This window comes from Microbispora sp. H10836, assembly GCF_012999525.1.
Taxonomy (GTDB): Bacteria; Actinomycetota; Actinomycetes; order Streptosporangiales; family Streptosporangiaceae; genus Microbispora.
Genome location: NZ_JABBWU010000011.1, coordinates 235,481 through 261,968, shown reverse-complemented (window position 1 = coordinate 261,968; position 26,488 = coordinate 235,481). Strand labels below are relative to the sequence as shown.

Here is a 26,488-nt window from a genome sequence, read left to right as displayed (position 1 = left end):
CCCGAACGGTCAGCGCGCGGTGTCGTCGACGATCCGGCCGTCCCGGATGCGGATGATCCGATCGCAGTGCGCGGCCACCCCGTCGTCGTGGGTGGCGACCAGCAGGGTCAGCCCCTGCTCGGCGACCAGGCGGTCGACCAGCTCCATCACCTCCCGGCCGGTCGCCGAGTCGAGGTTGCCCGTGGGCTCGTCGGCCAGGATCAGCCGAGGGTCGCCGATCAGCGCACGCGCGACCGCGACCCGCTGCTGCTGCCCGCCGGACAGCTGCGACGGCACGGCGTGCGCCCGGTCCAGCAGGCCCACGGCGGCGAGCAGCTGCCGGGCCCGTTCCGTACGGTCGAAGTCCACCCGGCGGGGCAGCACCGGGGCGAGGACGTTGTCCAGGACGGTGAGCGCGGGCAGCAGGTGGAACCGCTGGAAGACGAAGCCGACGCTGCGACGGTAGACCGACAGCTCACGGCGGCCGAGCGCGGTCACCTCCCGGTCCCCGACCGTGATCGTGCCGCCGTCCACCCGTTCCATGCCGCCGATCAGGTGGAGCAGGGTGGACTTGCCGGAGCCCGAAGCACCCACCACGGCGACCCGCTGCCCCGCCGGCACGTGCAGCGACACGTCGTCGGCGGCGACGATCCGGCCGTCTCCCTGACCGAAACGCTTGGTCAGTCCCCTGATCGTCACCTCGACACCGCGCCGGGTGCCGGTCGTACGCGCCTCCACCTTCACCTCTCCGTCCTCACTCCGCCCTCGCGGCGGGTTCCGGGAGCCGGTCCACTCCCGTGGCCACGGCCGCGACGCGCCCGTCCGCGTCCAGCACGCACATCGCCGGGAAGCCCCGTACGCCGAAGGCCCGCTGGACCGGGCCCTGATCCGGCTCGACCAGCACCCGCGCGACCGGATCGAACAGCGCGACCAGCTCGCCCACATCGTCCCGCGACCCGACCACGACCACCAGCGCCCGGTCGCGGCCCAGGGACCGCGCGCGTTCCGCGAAGGGCGACGCCTGCGCGCGGCACGGAGCACAGGTCGGCGTGAAGAACCCGAGCATCATGCCGCCGGTCAGGGAGTCCCTGTCCAGGTGTTCACCACCGGTCGTCGTGACCTCCCCGAAGTCCTCCGGCGCCGACCCGGGTCCGGTCATGACCTCCTCCGGATTCGACGGCAGGACGGCCCGCAGGGTCGCGAGTTCACGGTCCTGCCGGGCCAGGCGCCGGACGACGCCGTACGTGAACACCAGGTTGAGCACCGCCACGAGTCCCACGAGCACGAGGGCCGCGACCACGTATCCCACAACGCACCTCCGCACATTCAGTTCACTGGGCCGAACAGGTCGGCGACGTCGTCGAAGCGGATGACCAGGGCCGCCGCGAGCAGCGCGACCCCGGTGGCCAGCAGGACGCCGGGGCCGCCGATCCCGGCGCCGCCCGGCAGCACCGCCGCGGCCAGGCCCAGCGCGGCCACGCCGAGCAGGGCGAGATTGCGCACCACGTGCCGCGTGCCGAGGTCCGCCTCGCCGCCGCCGAAGCACCGGCACCGTACGGCGAGCCCCCGGCGGAGCACCACGACCACACCCGCCGTGAGCACGGCGACCGCTCCGGCCGCCAGCGCGAACCCCGCAGGCGGGGCCACGGCGACCAGCGCAGGGACCAGCGCCTCGGCGGCGCACAGGGCCGCGGCCGGCCAGGTGCCGCCTCCGGTCAGCGGCTCGATCGACCGGCGGAACCGCCGGAACGCCTCACGGGAGGCCAGCTTGCTCACCGCCGACCAGCCGAAGACCACGGCGAGCAGGATCTGGCAGCCGAGTTCCACGTGCCTCATCGACGGCCTCAGTCCTCTGCCAGCACGGCGGCGAGCGGCAGGCGGCGCATGAGCTGCGCGGGGATGGCGGCGGCCAGCACCGCGAACGCGGTTCCGGCCGCGGCGACCGGGAGCGTGGCGCTCACGGTCGCCCAGGTGAGGCCGCCCAGGAACGCGGCCAGCACGCCGAGGCCGAGACCGGCCCCGAGCACCGCGCCGGTCAGACCGAGCAGCGCGCCCTCGGTGACGATCAGGCGGCCGAGCTCCCCGTCGGACCACCCGCACGCGCGCAGCGCGGCCAGCTCGCCGCTGCGTTCCCGGACGCTCAGGTAGAGAGCGTCCGCGATGGCGAACACGCCGAGCGCCACCGTGGTGACGGCGGCGGCCAGATCGACCCCGCGTACCTGGAGCGAGACGGCGTCGCCCAGCAGCGTGCCCTGGGCCTCGCCGTGGAACCGCCAGGTGATCACCAGCAGTGTGGACACCGCCGCCACTCCGGCCGCGAGCGCCAGCACGCCGACCAGGCTGCGGGTCGGGACCCGGACCAGGTTGCCCACCGCCATGCCGTACACCGTCCGGGCCCGGCGTGCCCGGGTGCGGGTGACCACGGGGGGACGTATCGCCGCCATCGGGTGCGCCCGCCCGGCGCGCAGCGCGGGCACCAGCCCGCCGAGCAGGGCGATCCCGCAGGCGACCGGTACGGCCAGCAGCGCGTGTCCCGGGCTCACCTCGATGCCGGTGGCGGCGGCCAGCGGCAGGGACACGGCGGCGCCCAGGATCCCGGCGACCAGGCCGACCAGCACCACCTCCCCCAGCACCAGCGCGGCCAGCCGTCCGGCCGGCCAGCCCAGACAGCCGAGGACGGCCAGCTCGCGCCGCCGCACGCGGACCGACGCGGCCACCGCGTTGCCCAGGAACAGCACGCACACCACGAGGATGAGGCCGAACAGCAGCGCGCTCTTCTGGTCGACGGCCCTGGTCAGCGCGACCGCCACGCCCTTGGTCGTCCAGTTCTCCAGCAGCCGCAGCCCGGGGCGGCCGAACGAGCCGGCGGGCAGCTCGACCGGGCGCGGGGCCGGGGAGGAGCCGATGGTGATGTCCACCTCGAGCCCGGTCGTGGTGGCGATCTTCTCGGCGACCGCGCGGATCCGCTCCTGGGACAGATCGTCCAGCCCGGCGACCCCGGCGACCCGCACCCGGATCGCGGAGACCGGCGCCTCCTGCGCCGGGTCGTCGCCGCGGATGAGCATGGGCAGCGCGGTCAGCGTCGTCAGGAGCTGGGGCGGGGTGGCCAGGTAACCGCCGGGGTTGCCGTTGGGCAGCAGCGGGCGGCTCCCCAGCGCCGCCCGCGCGGCCTGGTCCGCGCCGGTCGCGCTCGCCGGCTGGTACGTCTCCAGCGGCACCGCGGACAACGCGGAGTACTCGGTCAGCCCGGCCGCGTCGAATCTGCCCACCACCTGCGGGAACGCGTATATGGATACGCCACCGGGGCCGGCCAGTTCGCGTTTGGTCAACGGCCGGAGCGCCCGATCGTGCGCGAACAACGGGGCCGAGGTGTCCACGAGGGAGTTCTCCTGCCGCCACACCTCGTCGAGGTCGACGGTGACGGGATCCGGCTTCAGCGCCCCCTCTCCGCCCCCATAGCGCGGGCGGCCGGACTGGATGACGCGGTCCACGTTGAGCCACGTGTCGCCGGGGTCGGTGATCGGGCGCTCGCTGACCTGCCGGTAGACGCTCTCCGCGTCGACGCGCACGGTCGACGTGCGCCGGGCCGGCTCCGCCCGTAGCCGCTTCCACAGCTCATCGCCGCGCAGGCTCGCGATGTCCGGCGGCCGGTCCAGCCGGGAGACTCCGGCGGTCAACTGCTCGTCGATGTGCGCGGTCGACGAGAGCAGCATGGGAACATCGGCGAACAGCGCCCACTTGGTCGGCGTCGGGCCGTCGTTCGCGCGCAGGTAGCGCCCGGTGACCACGGCGCGATCCAGCCCGACCAGTTCCGCCTCCTGCACGGGATCGACGGCCGCCAGCAACAGCGGCACGGGCCAGCTGACGGGGAGCGTCAGGCGCGGCAGCCGTACCTGCCTGGGAATGATCCCACCGCCCGCGTCGCCGAGCCGGGTGCGGAAACCGCCGTCCGGCAGCATCTGGTAGACGTCCACGCGGGACCGGTCCGCCGCCGTGAGGTAGGTGCGTCCGGGCTCTCGCTTGCGCGCGGTGGGACAGATCGGCCGGATCCGTCCGTCCGGGAGGACTTCGGCCGCCGGGTAGCCGGACGACATCCCCGGGCGGTCACATACCGCGTCGTCCACTCGCACCTTCCGGCCCTCGTAGCGGTAGCCGGCGAACTCCACGAAGTTCGCCTTGCTCGTCGTGAACCGCGGCCACAGCACGGGGTTGCGGGTCACGTACACGTACCTGTCACCCGGGTCGTCGATCGTCGACAGTCCCCGGTCGCTGGTCCAGGTCCTGTCCACCTTGAGCAACTGCTGTCGTGCCCCTCGGTCGAGCTGCTCCGTGAGGTCGATCTCGGCGGTCGCCGTCACGTCGACGTACCCCACCATCGCCACCGGAGCGGCCACCTCGACGCCGGGCAGCGTGAGTATCCGCCGCCACTGGTCGAGCGTGATGCCGCCGAACTGGCCGGACAGGAAGTTCGGGCGCACCTGCCCGTGCGTGAGCTCCTGCGCGTCCCGGCTCCCCTTGGGCCGCACCAGCACGTCGTACGTGCTCCGGTAGTTGTCGTCCACGGTCCCGGTCACGCGCAGGCGTGAGGTCTCCACCGAGCCGGTGAGCAGGGTGAACCCGCTCGTGGCCAGTAACACGCCGAGCAGCATCGTCATCGAGCGCACCGGCTGGCGGCGTAACTGGCCGATCATCAGCCTCAGCATGAATCCCCATCAGACGGTCACATTCGCCGGATCACAACACCCAGCAGACGCTCTCCTGCGACGTACCCGTAAAGGCGGGAGTCCCGGCTCACCACCGGGTTGTCCCCGAGCACCACCAGCCGGTCTGCGGGGACGGACGTGGTCCCCCCGGCCAGCACGGGCACGCGCATCTCGGGGACCGGGTCTCCGGGAACGGCTATCGCCCGTTTCACCACCCACACCGTGCGGGGGCCGTCGCTGTCCGCCGCCCCGGCAGGCACCGGCACGGGAGGCGCGTCGATCACGTCGGCGAAGACGACCAGGTCGTCGGGGCGGACCGCCGTCACACCGCGTCGCCGCACCAGCACCCGGTCACCGTCCCGGAGCGTGGGCTGCATGCTCCTGCCCCGTACGGTCACCACGACGAAGGCCCGGCGCATCCCCAAAGTCACCGCCGCCAGCGCGAGGGCCGTCATCGCCGGAACGGTGAGCAGAAGCGACAACCGCCATCCCCCTCGTGTGCCGCCGGACCCGATGGTCGCACCGGGTCCGGCTCGGTCACCCGGTCACGCGCCGCCCGTCAGCAGCCGGCGTGCGCGTAGTAGGTGCAGCGGCCGCAGTAGTAGAGATAGATGTCGCCGCCGACGCACTTGCAGTAGCCCTCCCACCCGCAGGCGCGGGCTTCGGCGTGCGGGACCACCTTGTCGACCATCCTGTCGGCGGCCCGTCTGATCAGCGCTCTCATGACCACTTCCTTTCACCGGACGTGATTGACCCCGATCGTAAAGAGCGGGGGTTCAGCGGGGATACAGGCTCCGTACAGCGCGCGGCCTTGCGGCGGTCGCCGAAGAACGAGTCATATTCCTCCACACCTCGCCGGCGATTGTTCTATAGATAGACAGGAGGCGAGGAGGACGGATGGGCGCGACGTTGTGGGCGGAGAGCGTCAAGGCAGTTCCCAACCTGGTTGTCGCCCTGTTAACCCTCGCCCTTGGATGGCTGGTGGGCAACCGGCTCACCGCTCGCTGGGACGAGCGGAAAAAACGCCGAGAGCTGGATCTTCTGGCTCTCGGCGTTTTCTATGAGATTTACGGGGAGTTCTTCGCCGTCTGGAAACTGTGGAACAACGCTCCGATGCGCGTTCGGGATGACGATGGCTTCCACCGCACACTCCTCGACCGCGCTGCGGAGACAGAAGGCAAGCTAGAGTCCTTACTCGTCCGGCTGGCGTCCGAGCGCAAGCTGTCCGATCGTGACTGCACTCTTCTCGGTTGCTTCAGACAGGCGGTCCAGAGCCTCCGCGAATCGGTAAGGGAGAAGGCGGATCTACGATCGCGGGTGATCTGGCGGGGTCAACAGGTGATCTCCATCCCCTGGTACGGCTCAGAGGCGCCGCCCTACCTCGCATTCAAGGCCCTCGCCGCCTTCGCCGCCGACCTTCTCTCCAAGAGCAGCGACCTCGACACCAGGGCCGAGACCGCCTACTCCGCCCTGAAAATGATCACAAGCAACAGACTGGAGCGCACCTGGCTTCAGGAGGCATCCGTTCTTCTCCCACTGGACGATCTGCCAGGATCAACGGCCTGACCCTGTTAGCAGGAGTGTCACCGAAAGGCCATCCCGGGTGGTCCGGGAGGGCCTCTGTAGTGGAGCCGCCTAAGGGAATCGAACCCTTGACCCCTTCATAACGAGCAATGCGGAAACGTTCCTCGTCCTGCTCGCGCGGGTGCGTGACCTCTCCAGACCGTCCATCGCCGATCGTGGGTGTCCACCATCGTCCGTGGGTGTTGTCACGCAGTTCGTCACGCGGAGACGCTTTGCCGACTGCGACCTCATCGCGCGGGTCAGATCGCCGAGACCTGATCCGTCCTGACGGCTGACCTGCGGGGACTGCCCAACTCATGCGCTGAGGCGGACTTTCAGCGTTCGCCGCTTTTCATCGTTTCGCGCTGCTTTTCGCGCTCATGTGCCCTGGCTGTGCCCGCCAGATACAACGCCCAACCTCGCAGGGTGACGGGACAACCCTGCCCCGCCCAACCTGAGTCGCCCCGGCTTCGGTGGAGACCAGACCTGGGTCGGTACTTCCGCTCTGAGGGCCGAGATGGAATGATCCTTCTTTGCATCGGTGATTAGAAGGATCAGGTATGTCCAGCAGAGCGATCGCGTTCATCGCGTTCATCGCCTTACTGTTTATTGGTGCCGGTGTGCTTGCTGGTGTGATGCCCCTCACCGAAGGCGGCTCGGAGTGCGGTTCGGCCTTCGTCTCGCCGTCACTTGCCGCCGGCCAGGACCATGTGAACGAGTGCGAGGATGTTCGCAATCTGGTTCAGATCCCAACGACGATTTTGCTGGCCGTCGGCGGTGTGTTGCTACTCGCGGCCTTCTTCTTGGATGTCCGTTCGACTGTGGAGAGACATCGAAGAGAAGAGCAGCAGCAAAGCGCAGCACCGGGGGATTCGTGAACCGCCGCTGCCCCCAGCCAAAGCCCTGATAGAGGCAACGTAGCCATGTGCGGCTCTGCATACTCGCCCCTGCCCTGATCTTCCCGTCTGCCTTCGACCCGCCTGCCGGGAAGCGCTGGCAGGAACACGGTCTCGTGTTCGCCTCGACGGTTGGCACACCGCTCGACGCTCACAACGTCCGGAGGGCGTTCCGTGCCGTGATCAGACAAACCGATCTCGACCCGAAGGAGTGGACTCCCCGGGAGCTTATTCAAGGAGTGATCGGGAACGGTAGTCACGTAGATAGACACGCAAAGGCCCTCGCCGGTGGTCCGGGAGGGCCTCTGTAGTGGAGCCGCCTAAGGGAATCGAACCCTTGACCCCTTCATTACGAGTGAAGTGCTCTGGCCGACTGAGCTAAGGCGGCACGCCGCGAGCGGCTTCGCACAGTCTACAGGGTCAGCGCGGTTCTCGTGCACCCGTCACCGTCCGGAGCGGCGTGCCCCTCGGAGCGGCTCCGGAGCCGGGCAGGTTCCATGGAGACCGGTAAAACTTCCCCAGCCGTCCGACGGCCCTCCCTTTACCGTACGACCAGCGGAAACGGGGCGTACCAGACGCATCTGTCACGGGAGAAGCGCCCTGTCCCGCCTGACGGCGCCGACGGGCCGCCAGACATTTGACCTCATCCTTCGCCACCGTGGCCGGTACGTCACCGCCCGTCCTCCGCAGGCGGCATGCTGGTCCTCGTCACGCAGGCGACGGCAGGGGAAACGACGGGTATGCGATCGGCCGGGCAGAAAGCGAAGGTCACACCGTCTCGTACGCGGTACGGCGGCGGTCCGAGCCGGCGAATGGCGGTCGCGGCGCTGGCCGCGCTGCTGCCGTTCACGGCGTGCTCCACCCACACACCGGCCACCTCCGATCAGCCGAGCACGGGCGCGCAGGCGCAGCCGCCGGTCGAGGCCCCCACGGCGGAGCTGCGGCCGTTCTACGCCCAGCGGCCCGCCTGGCGCGACTGCGGTGACGGCTTCCAGTGCGCCAAGATCCAGGTGCCCCTCGACTACGAGAAGCCCACCGGCGAGCGCATCGACCTCGGCGTGATCCGCCTGCCGGCCACCGGCAAGCGCGCCGGCTCCCTGCTGATCAACCCCGGCGGGCCCGGAGGCTCGGGCATCTCGTACGCGCGGGCGGCCCGGTCCGTGGTCAGCGACAGGGTGCGGGCCCAGTACGACGTCGTGGGGTTCGACCCCCGCGGCGTGGGCGAGTCGACCCCCGTCACATGCATGACGGCCTCCCAGCTCGACGCGTACATCGGGATGGACTCGAGCCCGGACACGCCGGCGGAGGTCACGGCGCTCGACAAGGCGTCCAAGGAGTTCGCCGACAGCTGCGGCGCCAAGGCGGCCCGGCTTCTCCCCCACGTCGGCACGGCCGACGCGGCCAGGGACATGGACGTCCTGCGCGGCGTCCTCGGCGACCCGGGTCTCACCTATCTGGGCAAGTCGTACGGCACCTTCCTCGGCGCGATGTACGCCGACCTGTTCCCCAAGCGCGTGCGGGCGCTCGTGCTCGACGGCGCGGTCGATCCGGCAGTGCCGTCGCTGAAGTCCAACGAGGTGCAGGCCAAGGGCTTCGAGCGGGCGCTGCGGGCCTTCGTCGAAGACTGCCTCCTCAGCCGTTCCTGCCCGTTCAAGAGCCGTACGGTGGACGGCGCGTTGCAGGAGATCAGCGACCTGCTGGTGAAGGCCGACCGGCAGCCGTTGAAGAACGTCCTCGGCGACGGCCGGAAGGTCAACGAGGCGTGGACGGTGATCGGCATCGCCACCCCGCTGTACGAGCGGGCGGCCTGGCCCCGGCTGCGGGAGGCCCTGGGCAAGGCGATCAACGAGGGCGACGGGACCGACCTGCTCCAGATGGCCGACCTGCTGGTCGACCGGCAGCCCAACGGCTCGTACTCGAACCAGACCGAGGCGAACATGGCCGTCAACTGCGTGGACCACCCCTACCCGAAGGCGCTCGACGCGTACCGGCGGGCCGCGGGTGAGGCCGCCAAGGCGGCGCCGCACTTCGGGCCGTTCGTGATGTGGGGCTCGCTGCCCTGCGCCTACTGGCCCGCGAAGTCGGTCGGCGCCGACAAGCCGCTCAAGGCCGAGGGCGCGCCGCCGATCCTCGTCGTCGGCACCCTGCGCGACCCCGCCACGCCGTACGAGTGGGCGCAGGGGCTCGCCAAGGAGCTGACCTCTGGCGTGCTCCTGGGGTACGACGGCGACGGGCACACGGCCTACCGCAGCGGCTCCGCCTGCGTGGACAGCGCGGTCGACGACTACCTGCTCGCGCTGCGCTCGCCCAAGAACGGCACGGTCTGCCCGAAGACGGGCTGAGCCCCCTCAGGGCCTCGAATGGTGCAGCTCGGTGATCTTCGCGGTCGTGTCGAAGCCGAGCACGGGATCGGGGGCGCCGGACAGCAGGCTCTCGTACAGCGGCCGGTGCCGCGCCGTCTTCCTGGGCGTGCGGCCGTCGTGGCCGTACGCCGCGAGCAGGGTGCCCGCCTGTGCGGCGAAGCCGGTGTTCGCCGTGTGGTCGATGACCACCTCGACGTCGGTCTCGCCGAGGGTGAGCGTCGTCCCCTTGCTGCTCTCGCCCGTGAGCCAGCTCGATCGCAGCGAGGCCAGGCCGGTCCTGCCGCGGGAGCGGAACTCGCACGTGGCCCAGGCGCTCGCGCCGCCGTCCATCTCGCGGAGTGAGGTCAGCGCGGCCGGTTCGGCGAAGCGGGCGAGCATGCTGAGCTGGTTCACCCCCGAGTCCGTCCAGCTCGACACGTAGGACGCGAAGGCCTGCTCGCCCCGCAGGACGTACGGGTCGTAGAAGGCCGAGGTGACCCGGGTGATCGGGCCCCACTCGGGATGCCCGGCGATCTGCTCGGCGGCCCAGCGGACCTCTGGCGCGAACGCGAAGTGGTGCGCGGTGAACACCCGGCCGCGTACGTCGGTCTTCCCGTCCAGTTCGCGGAGCCGGGCGAGCGCGGCGAGGTCGTGCACGAGCGGCTTCTCCACCAGCACCGTCGCCGACGACAGCGTCAGCGCCCGCACCGTCAGGTCCAGATGGGTCCGCGTCGGGGTGGCGATCACGAGCAGGTCCGGCTGGTGGGCGTCCAGCGCCTCGTCGAGGTCGGGGTAGTGCGCCGGCGTGGTCTCGCGGAACGCGGGCGGCTCGGTGACCTTGGGGTCGACGGTGAACTCCAGGGCGACCTCGGGCCGCTGCTCGAGCACCGCGAAGTGGCTGCGGGAGGTGATCCCTAGCCCGACGAACCCGACCCTGACCCGATCACCCATGAAGGCCGTCCTCCTCGCTCGACGCGGTCAACCGTACAGGTGAGTACAGATCCGTCCTCAACTCCTTTTTCGGGCGGGCCCGCCTGTCCGTGTCCCTACAATGCGGGCGCATGGAAGATCCTTACCGGCGCCGCTCACGCGGGCCGACCCTTCCAGCGACCATGGTCACGGCCCTGGCGGTGTCCGGATGCGGCCTGCTGGGCGGTCCTGCGACGGCCCCTCCGGCGTCCTCCCCGGCGGGCACACCACCGGCGCGGCCCTCGTCGTCCGTCACCGTCGCGGACACCGGCCTGGCCAAGGATGGATGGTTCGGCCTCACCCGGCCCCTGCACGCGCGGGTGGAGATACGCGCCGTGGAGCGGCTCGGCGACAGGTCCGTCCTCCGTCTCACGGTCACCTCGCTCGAGGGCGAGGCGCGCCACGCCGGGAACTCGTTCGGGACGGCGGCCGGCGACCTCGGCAGCTACCGCATCCCTCTCGTCGACCCGGTCGGCCGCAAGGTCTACCACCCCCTGACCGACCGAGTGGGGACGCTGGGCAGCAAGCCCGGGTACTACCAGCCCGGCGTGCGCTACGAGACCGTGGTCTACTATCCGCCGATCCCGGCGGACGTCCGTACGGTCACCGCGATCACGGCGGGAACGGCGGGCGAGTTCACCGGTGTGCCCGTCGTGGACGGGACCGGTTCCGGCGGTCCCCAGGCGCCGGCTGCCGCTCCCGGCGGTACGCCGGCGCCGGGCGCCACGGTGTCCTGGCCGGTGCGGGAGCCGTCCGGGCAGGTCACCGGCAGCGTCCAGGACCTGTACGGCATCGTCGAGGGCGCGGAGAGGACGACCGCCGCGAGCGGCAGCGACGAGACGGTGGGCCTGCGCACCGACGTGTTGTTCGCCTTCGACTCGGACAGGCTCACGGCGCGGGCCGAGGCCGTGCTCGACGACGTCGCGGCGGAGATCCGGGAGAAGGCCGACCCGGGCACGCCTCCCGTCCTCGTCGAGGGCCACACCGACGGCAAGGGCACACACGCGTACAACATGGCGCTGTCCCTGCGGCGTGCGCAGGCCGTACGCGGGGAGCTGGCGGCCCGCCTCGGCGGGGCGTACCGATACCGCACGACGGGCAGGGGCGAGACCGAGCCCGTCGCCCGGGAGGGCGGGGTGAACGACGAGGAGGCGCGCGCCAGGAACCGGCGCGTCGAAATCTCCTACCGGATCAGGCAGCGGACCGGCGGCCCCGCGTCCGCGGGAGCCGGCGAGACCGGCGCCGCCGGGGGACGGCCGGCTCCGTTCCACGCCGAGGACGGCGAGACGGTCGCCAGCCGGACCTCCACCGGGCGACCGTCCGGTCAGCGGCTCCGCATCGACGTGAAGCCCTTCTACCGCGACGGCGCCTATCTCGTCGCGGTGTTCGACATCGTCAACCTCGGCCCGGGGGACCTCGGCGCCGGGACGGGATACGGAGGGGACGTCGCCTACATCGGCGGCTGGTACACCGCCTTCTCCGTCGTCGATCCGGCGTCGCGCACCGTCTACCGCGCCGTGCGGATGGGACCGGACGATCCGCGAGGCCCCGACGACTACGTGGACCCGGGCTGGGCGACGTTCAACGTCAAGCCGGGCACGGGCAACCGCGGCTTCTTCTACGTGCCGGCACCGCCGCCGGGCGTCACGAGCGTGACCTTCGACGCCGGCCCCTTCGGCAGGATCGACGCCGTCCCCGTACGTTAACTCCGTCAGAGGGTGAAAGTTTCACATTCCAGCGGGGATCGGCGACTCGCCCGACGGGGATCCGGAGCCAGCTCAGCGCCACTGCGCGGATCGGCGCTCGCGCGCCCCACACAGGCCCGCACAGGTTCGCGACCTTGACCGTCCCCCGCGCCTGAGGTTGGCTCCGCCGCATGACCACGGTCGCCCACCATGAATTGTTAACGCTCACATTTCGATGAGACGTTAACGCTCACATGAGGGTGTCGACGGCCCGGCGTGCACGGTGAGCGACCATCACATCCGGAGGCGCATGTGAGATACGCGTTTTCACTGTCCAGGCGCACCGCGACCTGGATTGTGGGCCTGCTGTGCATGCTGGCGTTGCTCCCGGCCACCGCGGCCAGGGCGGACAACCCGATAATCCAGACCATCTACACCGCCGACCCGGCGCCGCTCGTCCACAACGGCCGGGTCTACCTCTACACCGGCCACGACGAGGACGGCTCGACGTGGTTCACGATGAACGAATGGCGGGTCTGGTCGTCGGCCGACATGGTGAACTGGACCGACCACGGCTCGCCGCTGAGCGTCGCCAGCTTCAGCTGGGCGAAATCCGACGCGTGGGCGGGCCAGACCATCTACAGGAACGGCAAGTTCTACTGGTACGTCCCCACCACCAGCCGGGCGAGCGGCAGGATGGCCATCGGTGTGGCCGTCTCCGACAGCCCCACCGGCCCCTTCAAGGACGCCCTCGGGCGCCCGCTGGTGGAGAACGGCGAAATCGACCCCACCGTCTTCATCGACGACAACGGGCAGGCCTACCTCTACTGGGGCAACCCGAACCTGTGGTACGTCAAGCTGAACGCCGACATGATCTCCTACTCCGGCAGCCCGACCAAGGTCAACCTCACGACCGCCGGGTTCGGCACCCGCACCGGTGACGCCAGCCGCCCGACTCTGTACGAGGAGGGCCCCTGGGTCTACAAGCGGGGCAGCCTGTACTACAACGTGTTCGCGGCGAAGTGCTGCTCGGAGTTCATCGCCTACTCCACGGCCCCCAGCGCCACCGGGCCGTGGACCTACCGGGGCACGGTCATGCCCACGCAGGGCGGCAGCTTCACCAACCACCCGGGGATCGTCGACTTCAACGGCGGATCGTACTTCTTCTACCACAACGGCGCGCTGCCGGGCGGCGGCGGTTTCACCCGCTCGGTGGCCGTGGAGAAGTTCAGCTACAACGCCGACGGCACGATCCCGACGATCAACATGACCACGACCGGGGCGCCCCAGATCGGCACGCTGGACCCGTACGTCCGGCAGGAGGCCGAGACCATCGCCTGGGAGTCCGGCGTCGAGACCGAGCCGTCCAACGAGGGTGGCATGAACGTCGGGTTCATCGACAACGGCGACTACATCAAGGTCAAGGGCGTCGCCTTCGGCACCGGCGCCAGCTCCTTCAGCGCGCGGGTCGCCTCGGGAGCCAGTGGCGGAAAGATCGAGCTACGGCGGGACGGCGTCAGCGGCACGCTCATGGGGACGTGCGACGTCCCGGGCACCGGCGGCTGGCAGACCTGGACGACCGTCTCCTGCCCGGTCACCAACGCGACCGGCACCCACGACCTGTATCTCAGGTTCACCGGCGGGAGCGGCTACCTGATGAACGTGAACTGGTGGCAGTTCAGCGGCAGCGGGCCGACGTCCTCGCCCTCTCCCACTCCCCCGGCTTCACCCTCTCCCACTCCCCCGGCTTCGCCGTCGCCCACGCCGCCGGCCTCACCGTCGCCGGCCGGCGGCGCCTGCAGCGCGACCTACCGCACCACCAACTCGTGGGGCGGCGGCTTCCAGGGCGAGGTCACGGTGACGGCCGGCGGTTCGCCGATCAACGGCTGGACCGTCAAGTGGAACCTGAGCAACGGCCAGACCATCAGCCAGGTCTGGAACGGCACGCTGAGCACCAGCGGCTCGGCCGTGTCGGTGAGAAACGTCTCGTACAACGGCTCGCTGGGGGCCTCCGCCTCGACGACCTTCGGTTTCACCGCCGGAGGCACGCCGTCGACGCCGTCCCTCACCTGCACGAGTCCGTGAGCACGACAGCGGGAGACCGCTGAAGGACGAGTGGCGAACCCGCGGACCCCGGCGAGCGCCGGGCGCGCGCCGGGCTGTGGGTTCGCCGCCGTCAGACACCATGGGGGAACCCCCGTCAGAGGAACCGCCGTCAGACGGGTTCGCCGCCGTCGGCCGGGCCGCCCCGGCCACGAAGACGACGGTGCTCGTCAGCTCTCGGAGGCGCCCTCGGCCGCCGGCTGCGCTTCGCCGTACATGGAGTCGTGGGCCTTGCGGGGCGCGCAGACGCTGGCCTTGGAACACGCGCAGCGGCGGCCGCCCTCGTTGAGGCGGACGATGACGGAGTCGGACGGCACGTTGTGGCCCACCACCGTGCCCGGGCCCTGTGGGGTGTCCACCGTGAGGCCCGCGCGCGGCGCCGACGCCCGGAACTCCTGATAGAGCGGGTGCTCGTACTTCAGGCAGCACATGAGCCGGCCGCAGGCGCCCGCGATCCTGAGCGGGTTGACCGGGAGGTCCTGGTCCTTGGCCATCCGCACGGAGACCGGCTCGAAGTCCTTGAGGAACGTCGCGCAGCACAGGTCGCGGCCGCAGGGGCCGATGCCGCCCTGGAGCCTGGCCTCGTCGCGCGGGCCGATCTGCCGCAGCTCGACCCGGGCCCGCAGGTTGCGGGCCAGGTCACGGACGAGCGCGCGGAAGTCGACCCGGTGAGGCGCGGAGAAGTACACGGTGTAGACGTTGTCGGCGTCCAGGTAGTCGACTCCGACGACCTTCATCGGCAGCTCGTGGCGCTTGATCAGGCGCTTGGACACGCTCCTGGCCTCCGCCCTGCGGCGGCGGTTGGCCTCGTCCCTGGTCAGGTGCTCCTCGGCCGCGATGCCCTGGCAGACGGGCAGGCCCTCGACGTCCTCGCTCACGTACTGCGGCGCCCACACGCACTCGGCGACCTCCGGGCCCGAGTCGGTCGGCACGAGGACCTTGTCGCCCACCTTGGGAGAGTGGCCGCCGGGATCGAGGTAGTAGAGCCGTCCGTAGCGGGTGAAGCTCACCGCCATCATCATGCCCAAGCGCCGGCCCTCCTCGATCCTGTACGGCTAACGCGTCCGAACCCACCATACGTGTCGTACGGCACCGGCAATCATGGCCTGTGGACAACCTCCGGAGGGCCAGGCGGACCCGGCCCGCCGGCAGACCGCCTACCAGACCGCCGTCGGCGGGCCCCCGGCGTCGTCCGCGAACAGAATCCGATATCCGGACCGTGTGATCCGGCCCAGCTCACCGGCCCGGGAGACCAGGACGTTGTCGCCGGTGCCGTCCACGTCGATCCACCTGACCGGCGCCTTTCCGCCTTCGCCGCGGTAGAGGACCTCGACCTGACGCCCCTGGAGGTCGTAGGCCACGACACCGTCGAAGCCGCCGTTCCTCGCGGCCTCCTTGGTCGTGGTCAGTCCGTAGGTTCCCTGCGCCGCGATCACCCGAGAGCCGTCGGGTGTGATCGCGACCCCGGCGACCAGCGCCGGGAACGTCCCGGCCGTGGGCACCAGTCTGATCACGCGGGCGTCGTCGAGCGTGCCGGCGAGCCCGGTGTCGAGCAGCAGCGGGTCGCGCGGACCCGAGCAGGACCATGTGACCGTCCCCCCCGATGGATCGGGGCTCTGGCGCCCCGAACTCGCCGGCCGCACGGTGCATCCCCACTCGGCCGGCAGCGACCGCGGGGGCGTGGACGAGCCGTCAGTCCCGGGACTGACCGGAGCGGCCGTCGCCGGCGCTCCCGTCTCCGGCTCTGCGGGCGCACCGGCTTCGGCCGGCGCAGGCGCCGCCGCGGGGGCGGCGGGGGTCGTCTCGGACGGCGTTCCCGGCGTGCCCGACGGACCCGTCCGCGGATACTCCCTCGGCGCGCCGTCCGGTGCCCGCACAGCGGCCGGGGCCGACGCGGGCTCCGCGGGCCGGGCCGGGGTGGCGCCGGGCGACGGCGCCTTCGAGACTCCCGTGATCACTCCCGTGGCCCTGCTGAGGAGCACGCGGCGCCCGTCGTCGGTCAGGGACAGATCCCGGACGACCTCCGGACGCGTGGACGTCCACGTACGGCTACCGCCGGTCGCGGTGTCCGTCACGACGAGGGACGCGCCCCGCCCCGGCTCACAGGAGGACAGGCCGTACGCGAGCGTGGCCCCGTTTCCGCTCACCGCGAGCGCGGTGACCCTGGCGCGCTCCGGCGGCGCGAACGGCAGCTCGGCACGCGAGGCGACCCGTCCTTCCCCGTCCAGGGTGAACTGGTACAGCCGCGAGCGGCAGCCGTCCCCTCCGGTGGCCGCGTAGAAGATCCGGTTGTCGCGCGCCGCCTGGACCGCGGCGAACGGCCCGTCCTCGGCGGGCCGCGGCACGACGTCCGTGATGTGCCCGTCGGCGACGCTTCTGATGGTGATGTCGCCGGGCCCGCGGATCTGGGCGAGGAAGGAGGGGGCGACGGCGGGGCCCGCGGCCGGGCCGGCGGCCGTGTCCACGGCCCCGCCTCCGTGGCGCGCGACGGCCGCGCCGCCCGCCACCGCGAGCGTCACGGCGGCCGCCGCCGCGACCGGCATCAGCCACGTCCTGCCCCGTCCAGTGCCCACGCGCGTACGGCGGCGGGCCGGGGTGGCCTCCGGGCCGAACGGCGGGACGGCGTCGACCGTCTCTCCCACCGCGTGGGCGGCGTCCTGCAACCGGCGGATGACGTCGTTCATCGGGTCTCTCCCAGGAGGCGGCCGAGCGCGTCGAGCGCCCGGGAGGTGGTGGACTTGACCGTGCCCCGGCTGATCTTCATGACCCGCGCCGTCTCCTCTTCGGACAGCTCGGCGTAGTAACGCAGGACCAGGGCCTCCCGCTGGCGCCGGGGCAGGCGGTGGAGGGCCTCCATGACCTCCCGCCGCTCGGCGCCGAGGATCGCGGCCGACTCGGCCGACCAGACGGGCGGGTCGTACGTGCCGGCGAACCAGGACGGCAGCCGCCGCCTGCGCAGCACGGTGCGGGCGTTGTTGAGCACCGCGGCGCGCACGTAGACGAGCGCCTTGTCCCGGTCACGCAGGCCGTCGAAGCGCCGGTGCAGACCGAGGAACGCCTCCTGCACCACGTCTTCGGCGCTCTCCCGGTCGCCCACCATGATCAGGGCCAGCCGGGTGAGGCCGAGGGCGTGCTCGGCGTAGAGACCGCTGATCGTGTCGTCGGCGCCCGCCGACAGGGGCGGGACGCTCACGGGCCCCCCGGGTTGCTGGTCGAGATCGAGCGTTTCGGCCTTCATGTACCAGAGACGCCGTACGCCCGCCGGGGTTGCTTGCGTCCTACGCGGGAGAGCGGAGGGCGAGGGTCATGGCCTCGACCGCGATCTGCGGGTTCACGTTGGCCGCCAGCCGCTCCCGGCACTGCATGATCGCGTCCGTACGGCGGACCGTCTGCTCGGGGGTGGACGCCCGCGCGACGGCCTCCACCTCGTGCCTGCGGTCCTCGTTGGCCAGCTCGACCGGCGCACCGAACTGCACGGCCAGCACGTCGCGGTAGAACGCCACGAGTTCGAGCAGCGCGAGGTCGAGGGAGTCGCGCTTGATACGGGTCGCCCGCGACTTCTGCATGGTCTCGAGCTCCTTGATCGCGCCCGCGCCGCCCCGGACGAGGCCCTTGTTGAGCCCCTTGCCTGAGGAGCCCTCGCCGTAGACCTTGCGCAGCTCGGCCGTCTCGGCCTCGTTCAGCGCGGTCGTGGCCGCGTCGGCGTCCTCGGTGGAGGTCTTCACCAGCCGCTCGGCGGCGGTGATGCACTCCGCCACACCCGTCAGCGACCGGGGGATCGACAGCACCTCGTCGCGCCGGCGCCGCGTCTCCTCGTCCAGCGCGAGCCGCCGCGCCCGGCCGATGTCCCCCTGGGCCGCCCGCGCGGCGTCGAGCGCCACGTCGTGGGGCACCCCGTCGCGGGTCACCAGCACGTTCGCGACGGCCTCGGTGGAGGGCGTGCCCAGCGTCACGACCCGGCAGCGCGAGCGGATCGTGATGATCATGTCGTCCGGGGAGGGCGCGCACAGCAGCCACACGGTCCGCGGCGGCGGCTCCTCGATGGCCTTGAGCAGGGCGTTGGCCGCCGCCTCCGTCACCCGGTCGGCGTCCTCGAACAACACGATCCGCCACCGGCCGAGCGTGGGCGCCCCCGCCGCCTTGAGCACGAGATCGCGCGTCTGCCGCACGCTGTACGACAGGCCCTCGGGCCGGACGAACGTGACGTCCGGGTGCGAGCCGACCTCGACCTGATGGCAGGCGTCGCAGTGGCCGCAGCCCTGCTGAGTGCAGAGCAGCGACGCCGCGAACGCCTTGGCGGCCGTGGACCGCCCCGATCCCGGCGGCCCGGTGAACAGCCAGGCGTGGGTCATGCCCGCGCCGCGGCCTCCGGCGACGACCTCCGCGGCGGCCGACGCGGCCCGCCGCATCACGTCGATCGCCCGGTCCTGCCCGATCAGATCCCCGAAAACGGTCATGTGCCGCTACCCGAAGTCGCGGATGGCGGGCATCGTGCCGGTGGCCTCCTCGGCCTCCTGCGGCACCGGGTCGGGCAGGATCTCCCGCACCCGGTCCTGGATCAGGCGCGTCACCTCCCGCTGGTCGAGCGTGCCGTCCACCATGAGGTAGCGGTCGGGGTCGGCCGCCGCCAGCGCCCGGAACTCCCGCCGCACCCGCTCGTGGAACTCCAGCGGCTCGGCCTCGATGCGGTCGGCGGGCGAGGCCATCCGCCGCAGCCCGACCGCGGGCGGCACGTCGATGAGCACGGTCAGGTCGGGGACGAGGCCACCCGTCGCCCACCTGTTGATCCTCGCGACGTCCTCCTGGTCGAGCGACCGCCCGGCGCCCTGGTAGGCCAGCGACGAGTCCACGTACCTGTCGGAGATCACCGTCGAGCCGTGCCGCAGGGCGGGCCTGATGACCTTCTCCACGTGCTCGGCCCGGTCGGCGGCGTACAGCATCGCCTCGGCCCGCGGGGACAGGCCCTGGTGGGCGGCGTCGAGCAGGATCGCCCGCAACCGCATGCCGACCTTGGTCGAGCCCGGCTCGCGGGTCTGCACGACGTCGAAGCCCTGGTCGCGCAGCCAGATCGCGAGCAGCCGCGACTGGGTGGTTTTGCCCGAGCCCTCGCCGCCTTCGAAGGCGATGAACAGACCGCGCTCGGGGTCGGTCTCCTCCGGCTCGAATCGCCGCCCGCGCAGGGCGGTCAGCAGGTCGACCGCGATGGGAACCCCCCGCCGGTCGTCCATGTGCCGCAGCGCGACCACCCCGACGGCGATCGCGAGCAGCGCCCCCAGGAGCAACACGAGGTTGGTGCCGTCGAAGCGGTAGCTGATCCCGGCGATCCGGACGACGTGCGCGCCGAACAACGCCGCGAGGGTGGAGGCCAGCGCCACGACCAGCAGCAGCACCACCCGGGCCAGCGACTGCAGGAAGGAGAACGTACGGCCGCGCAGCCCGTCCTCCACCTCCAGGCCGATCACCGTGTAACCGATGATCCAGGCGATGCCGGCGCAGGCGCCCAGCACCACGGTCAGCACGACGACGACCACGAGGTTCTGGATGAGCGAGACGGCGGCCAGCGTCAGCCCCGCGAGCACGATCGACAGCCCGAACAGCCGCCGCCTGGACAGCCCCTTCAGCAGCCGCAGGCCGAAGAACATGCCGAACGCCATGCCGAGGAAGACGGCGCAGAACACCGCGCCGTACCCCGCGTCGCCGCCGCCCATGGCCTGCACGTACGCCTTGGCCACTCCGACGACCGCGCCGCCGGCGGCGAAGGCGCCGAGCATGCCGATGATCAGGCCGCGCACGATCCGGTTGCCGCCGACGAACCGCCAGCCCTCGGTGATCTGCCGGAGCACGGACGGCGCGGACACGTGCCTGACGTGGTTCTTCGGGATGGCCCGCAGCGTGAAGACCATCGCGGCGGAGGCCAGGTAGGCCAGCGCGTTGGCGTACAGCGCCAGGCTGGTGGCCGCGACGGTGAACGACGGGACGGCCGCCGAGATCGTCGTCACCACGGCCGACACGATCGCGAACAGCGCCGCGGCCACGGGGGCCGTGCCGTACGTGACGAGAAGGTTGAGCTGGTTGGCCTCCTCGAGTCGCTCCTTGGGCACGAGGTTCGGCACGGTGGCGTCCTTGGCGGGCACCCAGAAGAGGTTCACGCACTCGACCAGGAACGTCGCGACGATCACCCACTGGTAGACGCCGACCAGCGGGATCGACAGCACCACCGCGAACCTCGCGAGGTCGGCGACGACCATCGTCAGCCTGCGGTCGAACCGGTCGGCCACCGCTCCCGCGAGCGGGCCGAGCAGGATCGCGGGCAGCATCTTGGCGACGAAGACGCCGCCGATGGCGAGGCTCTGCGCCTGGAAGCCGGATCCGGCGGTGAGGTTACCGGCCAGGGCGGTCAGCGCGATGATGTTGAGCCAGTCGCCGAGGCTGCACGTCGCCATCGCCGTCCAGAGCCGGCGGAACGGCGCGTTCGCCAGCACGTGCGGCTGCTTGCGTCGCGCGGCGGCGGCACGGCCAGGGATGCTCATGATGTCAGCGTATCCAGGTGCTCGCTGGGCTTGGGAGACGGACGAGCGGGCCACTGGGGCCTGCTCGTCGCCTGAGGGTATTACGTCCGCCTCGTCCTCGCTGTCGAGATGGCGCCAATGTTCTGCCCGATTCCCCCGTTCCGGGGGTGCGGTCAGGCCCGCAGCTCGACGAGGGTGATCTCGGGCGGCGCGCCGACCCGTACCGGCGGCCCCCAGAAGCCCGCGCCACGCGTGACGTAGACCTGGGTGTCGCCGCCGCCCGTGCGCGGCACGCTCGCCAGCCCCGCCACCATGGGCTGCTGCAGCGTCACCAGCAGGTTGAACGGCGCCATCTGACCGCCGTGGGTGTGCCCGGACAGCTGGAGGTCGACGCCGTGGGCCGCGGCCTGCGTCACCTGGACGGGCTGGTGGGCCAGGAGCACGACGGGCCGGTTCGCGTCGCGGCCCCCGAGGGCCCTGTCGAAGTCCGGGCCGTCGCCCGACGGCACGCCGTACAGGTCGTTGACCCCCGCCAGGTCGAGCACGGCTCCCGCGTGACGGATCTCGACCCGCTCGTTGCGCAGTGGCCGGACGCCCAGCGAACGCAGCTCCTCGATCCATTCCTGGGGGCCCGCCGCGGTGTAGTACTCGTGGTTGCCGGTCACGAAATACGCGCCATAACGGGATTCGAGGGACCTCAGGGGCGTGGCGAGACGGCCCAGCTCGGCGACCGTGCCGTCCACCAGGTCGCCCACGATCGCCACGGCGTCGGCCTCCAGACCGTTGATCATCCGGACGATCCGCTCGGTGTGGCCCCGGCCGGTCAGCGGGCCGAGGTGGATGTCGCTGACGACCGCGATGCGCAGGCCGCTCATCCGGGGGTCGAGCCGGGGCAGGCGGACCGGCACCCGCTCGATCACCGGGTCGCCGAGGGCGCGGCTCACGCCGTAGCCCACGGTCGCGACCGCACCCGCGGCCACGACCGCGGAGGCCGTACGGGAGATGAACAGCCGCCGGTCGATCTCCGGCACGCCCGCGCCGGCCCCTTCCGCCGCATGCCCGCCGGTCGTGGCCGTGCCGTGCGCGGGGGAGCCTCCCCCGGCCGCCGCACCCGCGAGGACCACCTCGTCCACCGGCGCCGCCTCCCCCTCGGCCCGCCCGCCCGCGGCCACGGCCGTCGTACGGCGCCGCCTGGACACGAGGAACGTCACGACCGCCCGGGGCACCTCCATGACCAGCCCGAACACGAACAGGTAGAACATCGTGGCCAGCCACAGGTAGCCGGGCCAGGCCACGACGTGCTCGACCTCCATGCCGATGCCGAGCCGGCTCCCCCCGAAGGTCACCACCATCAGGGCCGCCAGGGCCACGAGCACCCACGTCAGCACCCGGCGCGAACGCGATCCCGGCGTCGTCGACGCCCTGACCAGCCGCCGCCACAGATAGAGGTGCACGACGACCACGGCCGTAAGGATCATGCCCACGAACCCCACGAGAACTCCCCTCGACCGGCTGGCGATCAAGGGCCGGCTGACGACGATGCTACGAGCTCATACCGGCAGCCGCGTTTCCGCGTGCGACGGCGAGAATCGGCGCCCGCTGAAATTTTCACCGTCGAGTCGGCCTCATGCCGTACCACCACCGTTGATCTTTGCCCACCGCGGAGAACGGGCGGACGATCGCGGCTGGAAGCGTCCTGGAGACGATGCCTCCGGCAGATCTCCGGGGGCGGACGACACGAGGTGACACATGAGAAGCCCCCGGCATTTGGCATGGATGGCCGCAGGAGGGGTGGCCGTCGCGGCGATCGCGCTCCACGGCACGCCCGCCGCAGCGGTGGACGCCACGCCCTCCCCCACCCCGCGGACCAGCGTGAGCCCGTCGCCGAACAGCGATCCGGCTGTGCCGACCACGCCGCCGAACGTGCGGCTGTGCCCGCCGCCGGTGCCGGCCGGCACCACGGAGGGATACGTCGGCCTGTGCTGGAGCGCGTCCACCGACGACGTCGGCGTCACCGGCTACGAGGTCTACCGGCTCACGGCCGACGGCTTCGTCAAGACGACGTCGACCACCGGCACCACCGTCATGATGGGCGGCCTGGCGTACGGCCGGACCTACACCTTCTACATCGTGGCCAAGGACGCCGACGGCCACACCAGCCCGCCGACGGCGCTGATCAATGCGCAGGCGGTGACCGGCGTGGTGGTCAGCCCGAGCCCGGTCACCGGAGACACCACCTCGCCCAGCAAACCCGCCGGGCTGCACGACGGCTGCGTGTACGACTTCCCCGGCACGGGGTTCTGCTGGTCGGCGTCGACCGACAACGTCGGCGTCACCGGTTACGTCGTCTTCCGGCTGACCGCGACCGGATGGGTGCGGGCCGGCGCCACGTCCTCCCCCTACTTCACGGAGGGCAACCTGGTGACGGGCCACAAGTACACCTACGTGGTGGTCGCCAGGGACGCGGCCGGCAACCTCAGCCTGCCGTCCGACCCGATCACCACTGTGGCCCAGCAGGGGTTCCCCACGTACAGCCCGTCGCCGAGCCCCTCGGTGAGCCCCTCGGTGACTCCCGCTGCCACCTGCGAGGTCGACTACAGCCAGTCGGCGTGGAGCACGGGCCTCACGGCCGACCTGGTGATCAAGAACACGGGCACCACGCCGATTTCGGGCTGGACGCTGCGGTTCGCCTTCCCGTCCGCGGGCGAGCGCATCGTCCAGGGCTGGTCGGCCGACTGGAGTCAGGCGCCGGGGAACACGGTCACCGCCACCAACCTGCCCTGGAACGCCACCCTCGCACCCGGCGCGTCCGCGCGCATCGGCTTCAACGCCTCCCACACCGGCGTCTCCGCCCCGCCGAGCGCTTTCACGCTCAACGGCACGACCTGCACTACAGCCTGACCTGCGCAAGCACGGACAGCGCCCGGGTGGCGGCCGTCGGCCGCCACCCGGGGCCGTGGATCACGACTTCGTGGCGGGCTTCTTCGCGGCGGCCGTCCTGGTGCGGGTCGTGCGCTTGGCGGCGGGGGCCCGCTCCCGCCGCTCGGCCAGCAGCTCCGCCGCCCGCTCCAGCGTGATGTCCTCGACCGTGTCGCCCTTGCGCAGGGACGCGTTGGTCTCGCCGTCGGTGACGTACGGGCCGAAGCGGCCCTCCTTCACCACGACCGGCTTCTTGGAGTTCGGGTCCTCGCCCAGCTCGCGCAGCGGCGGAGCCGCGGCGGCACGGCCGCGTCCGCGCGCCTTCGGCTGCGCGAACAGCTCCCTGGCCTGCTCGATCGTGACCGTGAGCAGGTCCTCCTCCGAGGCGAGCGAGCGCGAGTCGGTCCCCTTCTTGATGTAGGGCCCGAACCGGCCGTTCTGCGCGGTGACCTCCTCGCCGTCGATCTCGCCGACGACCCTGGGCAGCTGGAGCAGCTTGAGCGCCTGGTCCAGCGTGATCGTGTCCAGCGACATCGTCTTGAACAGCGAGCTGGTCCGCGGCTTGGGAACGTCCGCCTTCTTCGTCCGCTTCTTGCCCTCCGCGGGCGCGGGCTCCTCGGGCAGGACCTCGGTGACGTACGGGCCGAAACGGCCGTCCTTGGCCACGATCGTCCGGCCGGTCGCCGGGTCGACGCCCAGCTCGCGGTCGCCGCTCGGGCGCGAGAACAGCTCCTCGGCCTTCTCGGCGGTCAGCTCGTCGGGCGCCATGTCCTCGGGGATGTTCACCCGGGCGCCGTCGCGGTCGAGGTACGGCCCGTAGCGGCCGACCCTGATCACGATGTCCGTCCCCTTGATCGGGAACGAGCTGATCTCCTTGGCGTCGATCTCCCCGAGGTCGGTGACCATCTCCTTCAGGCCCTCGTCGCCGTCCTCGCCGCCGAAGTAGAACCTGCGCAGCTCGGGCACCCGCTCGGCGCGGTCGTTGGCGATGTCGTCGAGGACCTTCTCCATATCGGCGGTGAAGTCGTAGTCGACCAGGTTGCCGAAGTGCTGTTCGAGCAGGTTGACCACGGCGAACGCGAGGAACGACGGCACCAGGGCGGTGCCCTTCTTGAACACGTAGCCCCGGTCGAGGATCGTTCCGATGATCGACGCGTACGTCGAAGGCCGCCCGATCTCGCGGTCCTCCAGCTCCTTGACCAGCGACGCCTCGGTGTAGCGCGCGGGCGGCTTGGTCGAGTGCCCCAGCGCGGTCAGCTCGGCCGCCGTGAGCCGGTCGCCCTCGGCCAGCGTGGGCAGGCGCTTCTCCGAGTCGTCCCGGTCGGTCGAGGGGTCGTCCGCGCCCTCGACGTACGCCTTGAGGAAGCCGTGGAAGGTGATCGTCCGTCCGGTGGCGCTGAACTCGACGTTCTCGCCGGCGCTGGACGCGCCGCCCACCTTGACCGACACCGACTCGCCGACGGCGTCCTTCATCTGGGAGGCGACCGTACGCTGCCAGATCAGCTCGTACAGCCGGAACATGTCCCCGGACAGGCCGGTCTCGCCCGGCGTGCGGAACTCCTCGCCGGACGGCCGGATCGCCTCGTGCGCCTCCTGGGCGTTCTTCACCTTGCTGGTGTAGACGCGCGGCTTGTCCGGCACGTACGCCGAGCCGTACAGCTTGATCGCCTGGCTGCGGGCGGCGGCGACGGCGGTCTCCGACAGCGTGATGCTGTCGGTACGCATGTAGGTGATGTAGCCGTTCTCGTACAGCCGCTGGGCCACCTGCATCGTGTACTTGGCGGAGAAGCCCAGCTTGCGGCTCGCCTCCTGCTGCAGGGTGGTCGTCCGGAACGGCGCGTACGGCTTGCGCGTGTACGGCTTGCGCTCGACCGAGCGCACCGCGTAGGAAACGCCATCGAGGCGGGCGGCGAGGGCCCTCGCGGCGGCCTCGTCGAGGTGGAGGACGTCGGAGCCCTTGAGCCTGCCGGTGGAGGCGAAGTCGCGGCCCTGGGCCACGCGCCTGCCGTCCACACCGGTGAGGGTGGCGGAGAACGTCCGGGGGTCGTCGCCGGCGCGGCCGGTGTCGAACAGCGCCTGCAGGTCCCAGTAGTTGGCGGCGGTGAACGCCAGCCGCTCCCGCTCGCGCTCCACGACCAGCCGGGTCGCGACCGACTGGACACGGCCGGCGGAAAGCCGCGGCTTGACCTTCTTCCACAGGACCGGGCTGACCTCGTAGCCGTACAGACGGTCGAGGATGCGCCGGGTCTCCTGGGCGTCGACCAGGCGGAGGTTGAGGTCGCGGGGGTTGGAGACGGCGTCCCTGATCGCGTGCGGAGTGATCTCGTGGAACACCATGCGGTGCACGGGGATCTTGGGCTTGAGCACCTCGCGCAGGTGCCAGGCGATGGCCTCGCCCTCCCGGTCCTCGTCGGTGGCGAGGTAGAGCTCGTCGGCTTCCTTGAGGAGCTGCTTGAGCTTGGACACCTGCGACTTCTTGTCCGGGTTCACGACATAGAGCGGCTCGAACTCGTGGTCGACGTTCACCCCGAGGCGGGCCCAGCCCTCGCTCTTGTACTTCTCCGGGATGTCATCCGCCTTTTCCGGCAGATCCCGGATGTGGCCGATGCTCGATTCGACGATGTAGCCGCGCCCGAGGTACCCGGCGATCGTCTTCGCCTTCGCGGGCGATTCCACGATCACCAGGCGGGTTCCGCCGGCGTTGCCGTTGTTGGCTGGCACGCTGCTTCCTACCTCGCTGTCCGCTGTCATTCCCCGTGCTGCCGGGCTTCGTGGTCCCGGCTCATGACACCCTCGTCGTCCGGGCCGGAGGCGATTACC

Annotated in this window: 20 protein-coding genes and 1 tRNA gene; 6 read left to right on the top strand and 15 right to left on the bottom strand. The window is 71.3% G+C overall.

Annotated elements, in window-relative coordinates:
• Positions 1–9: 9 nt before the first annotated feature.
• From HHX30_RS21705 to HHX30_RS21680, 6 genes are all read right to left on the bottom strand, one after another.
• The gene (locus HHX30_RS21705; protein WP_169983784.1) at positions 10–723 is read right to left on the bottom strand and encodes an ABC transporter ATP-binding protein; all 714 of its coding nucleotides are present in this window, start codon (positions 721–723) and stop codon (positions 10–12) included.
• Positions 724–733: 10 nt separating this feature from the next.
• Complete coding sequence (locus HHX30_RS21700) at positions 734–1,288, bottom strand: TlpA disulfide reductase family protein (protein ID WP_169983783.1); 555 nt, start codon at positions 1,286–1,288, stop codon at positions 734–736.
• Positions 1,289–1,305: 17 nt separating this feature from the next.
• Positions 1,306–1,815 (bottom strand): MauE/DoxX family redox-associated membrane protein, encoded by a 510-nt coding sequence (locus tag HHX30_RS21695; protein WP_169983782.1) that lies wholly within the window; start codon positions 1,813–1,815, stop codon positions 1,306–1,308.
• Between the two features lie 8 nt (positions 1,816–1,823).
• The gene (locus HHX30_RS21690) at positions 1,824–4,682 is read right to left on the bottom strand and encodes an ABC transporter permease (RefSeq protein ID WP_169983781.1); all 2,859 of its coding nucleotides are present in this window, start codon (positions 4,680–4,682) and stop codon (positions 1,824–1,826) included.
• A 17-nt stretch (positions 4,683–4,699) separates the two neighbouring features.
• Positions 4,700–5,164: a S26 family signal peptidase gene (locus tag HHX30_RS21685; protein ID WP_211592315.1), complete on the bottom strand. Its 465-nt coding sequence runs from the start codon at positions 5,162–5,164 to the stop codon at positions 4,700–4,702.
• Positions 5,165–5,241: 77 nt separating this feature from the next.
• The gene (locus HHX30_RS21680; protein ID WP_169983780.1) at positions 5,242–5,406 is read right to left on the bottom strand and encodes a hypothetical protein; all 165 of its coding nucleotides are present in this window, start codon (positions 5,404–5,406) and stop codon (positions 5,242–5,244) included.
• A gap of 173 nt (positions 5,407–5,579) precedes the next feature.
• On the opposite strand from HHX30_RS21680, the gene HHX30_RS21675 reads away from it, so the two are divergent.
• Positions 5,580–6,248 (top strand): hypothetical protein, encoded by a 669-nt coding sequence (locus tag HHX30_RS21675; protein ID WP_169983779.1) that lies wholly within the window; start codon positions 5,580–5,582, stop codon positions 6,246–6,248.
• A gap of 557 nt (positions 6,249–6,805) precedes the next feature.
• The gene (locus HHX30_RS21670; protein WP_169983778.1) at positions 6,806–7,123 is read left to right on the top strand and encodes a hypothetical protein; all 318 of its coding nucleotides are present in this window, start codon (positions 6,806–6,808) and stop codon (positions 7,121–7,123) included.
• 329 nt (positions 7,124–7,452) lie between these two features.
• Here the strand turns inward: HHX30_RS21670 and HHX30_RS21665 are convergent.
• Positions 7,453–7,529 (bottom strand) — tRNA-Thr (locus HHX30_RS21665).
• A 424-nt stretch (positions 7,530–7,953) separates the two neighbouring features.
• On the opposite strand from HHX30_RS21665, the gene HHX30_RS21660 reads away from it, so the two are divergent.
• Positions 7,954–9,483, top strand: coding sequence for an alpha/beta hydrolase (locus HHX30_RS21660; RefSeq protein WP_169983777.1), 1,530 nt, complete (start codon positions 7,954–7,956; stop codon positions 9,481–9,483).
• Between the two features lie 6 nt (positions 9,484–9,489).
• On the opposite strand, the gene HHX30_RS21655 is transcribed toward HHX30_RS21660, so the two are convergent.
• Positions 9,490–10,434, bottom strand: a complete 945-nt coding sequence (locus HHX30_RS21655; RefSeq protein ID WP_169983776.1) for a Gfo/Idh/MocA family protein — start codon at positions 10,432–10,434, stop codon at positions 9,490–9,492.
• 110 nt (positions 10,435–10,544) lie between these two features.
• Here HHX30_RS21655 and HHX30_RS21650 point away from each other — a divergent pair, with 110 nt between their 5' ends.
• Together HHX30_RS21650 and HHX30_RS21645 are read left to right on the top strand one after the other, a co-directional pair.
• Positions 10,545–12,158 carry an OmpA family protein gene (locus HHX30_RS21650; protein WP_169983775.1) on the top strand — a complete coding sequence of 538 codons (1,614 nt, stop codon included), beginning with the start codon at positions 10,545–10,547 and terminating at the stop codon, positions 12,156–12,158.
• Between the two features lie 291 nt (positions 12,159–12,449).
• Positions 12,450–14,222, top strand: a complete 1,773-nt coding sequence (locus HHX30_RS21645; protein WP_311922686.1) for a family 43 glycosylhydrolase — start codon at positions 12,450–12,452, stop codon at positions 14,220–14,222.
• A gap of 188 nt (positions 14,223–14,410) precedes the next feature.
• On the opposite strand, the gene HHX30_RS21640 is transcribed toward HHX30_RS21645, so the two are convergent.
• The 6 genes from HHX30_RS21640 to HHX30_RS21615 all read right to left on the bottom strand — a co-directional run bounded on the left by HHX30_RS21640 (position 14,411) and on the right by HHX30_RS21615 (position 22,242).
• Positions 14,411–15,262 (bottom strand): regulatory iron-sulfur-containing complex subunit RicT, encoded by an 852-nt coding sequence (locus HHX30_RS21640; RefSeq protein ID WP_169983833.1) that lies wholly within the window; start codon positions 15,260–15,262, stop codon positions 14,411–14,413.
• 135 nt (positions 15,263–15,397) lie between these two features.
• On the bottom strand, positions 15,398–16,924 hold the full coding sequence (locus tag HHX30_RS21635; protein ID WP_169983774.1) for a hypothetical protein: 1,527 nt from the start codon (positions 16,922–16,924) through the stop codon (positions 15,398–15,400).
• Positions 16,921–17,478, bottom strand: a complete 558-nt coding sequence (locus HHX30_RS21630) for a SigE family RNA polymerase sigma factor (protein ID WP_169983773.1) — start codon at positions 17,476–17,478, stop codon at positions 16,921–16,923. The genes HHX30_RS21635 and HHX30_RS21630 overlap by 4 nt, the downstream gene beginning before the upstream one ends.
• 40 nt (positions 17,479–17,518) lie before the next feature.
• Positions 17,519–18,697: a DNA polymerase III subunit delta' gene (locus HHX30_RS21625; protein WP_169983772.1), complete on the bottom strand. Its 1,179-nt coding sequence runs from the start codon at positions 18,695–18,697 to the stop codon at positions 17,519–17,521.
• A 6-nt stretch (positions 18,698–18,703) separates the two neighbouring features.
• Positions 18,704–20,770, bottom strand: coding sequence for a dTMP kinase (gene tmk, locus HHX30_RS21620; protein ID WP_169983771.1), 2,067 nt, complete (start codon positions 20,768–20,770; stop codon positions 18,704–18,706).
• A 152-nt stretch (positions 20,771–20,922) separates the two neighbouring features.
• A complete protein-coding gene (locus tag HHX30_RS21615; RefSeq protein WP_311922685.1) occupies positions 20,923–22,242 on the bottom strand; it encodes a metallophosphoesterase in 1,320 nt (439 codons plus the stop codon).
• Positions 22,243–22,498: 256 nt separating this feature from the next.
• On the opposite strand from HHX30_RS21615, the gene HHX30_RS21610 reads away from it, so the two are divergent.
• Complete coding sequence (locus HHX30_RS21610) at positions 22,499–23,650, top strand: cellulose-binding domain-containing protein (RefSeq protein WP_169983770.1); 1,152 nt, start codon at positions 22,499–22,501, stop codon at positions 23,648–23,650.
• 60 nt (positions 23,651–23,710) lie between these two features.
• Here HHX30_RS21610 and topA read toward each other — a convergent pair whose 3' ends face one another.
• The gene (gene topA / locus HHX30_RS21605) at positions 23,711–26,419 is read right to left on the bottom strand and encodes a type I DNA topoisomerase (RefSeq protein WP_169983769.1); all 2,709 of its coding nucleotides are present in this window, start codon (positions 26,417–26,419) and stop codon (positions 23,711–23,713) included.
• Positions 26,420–26,488 lie beyond the last annotated feature (69 nt).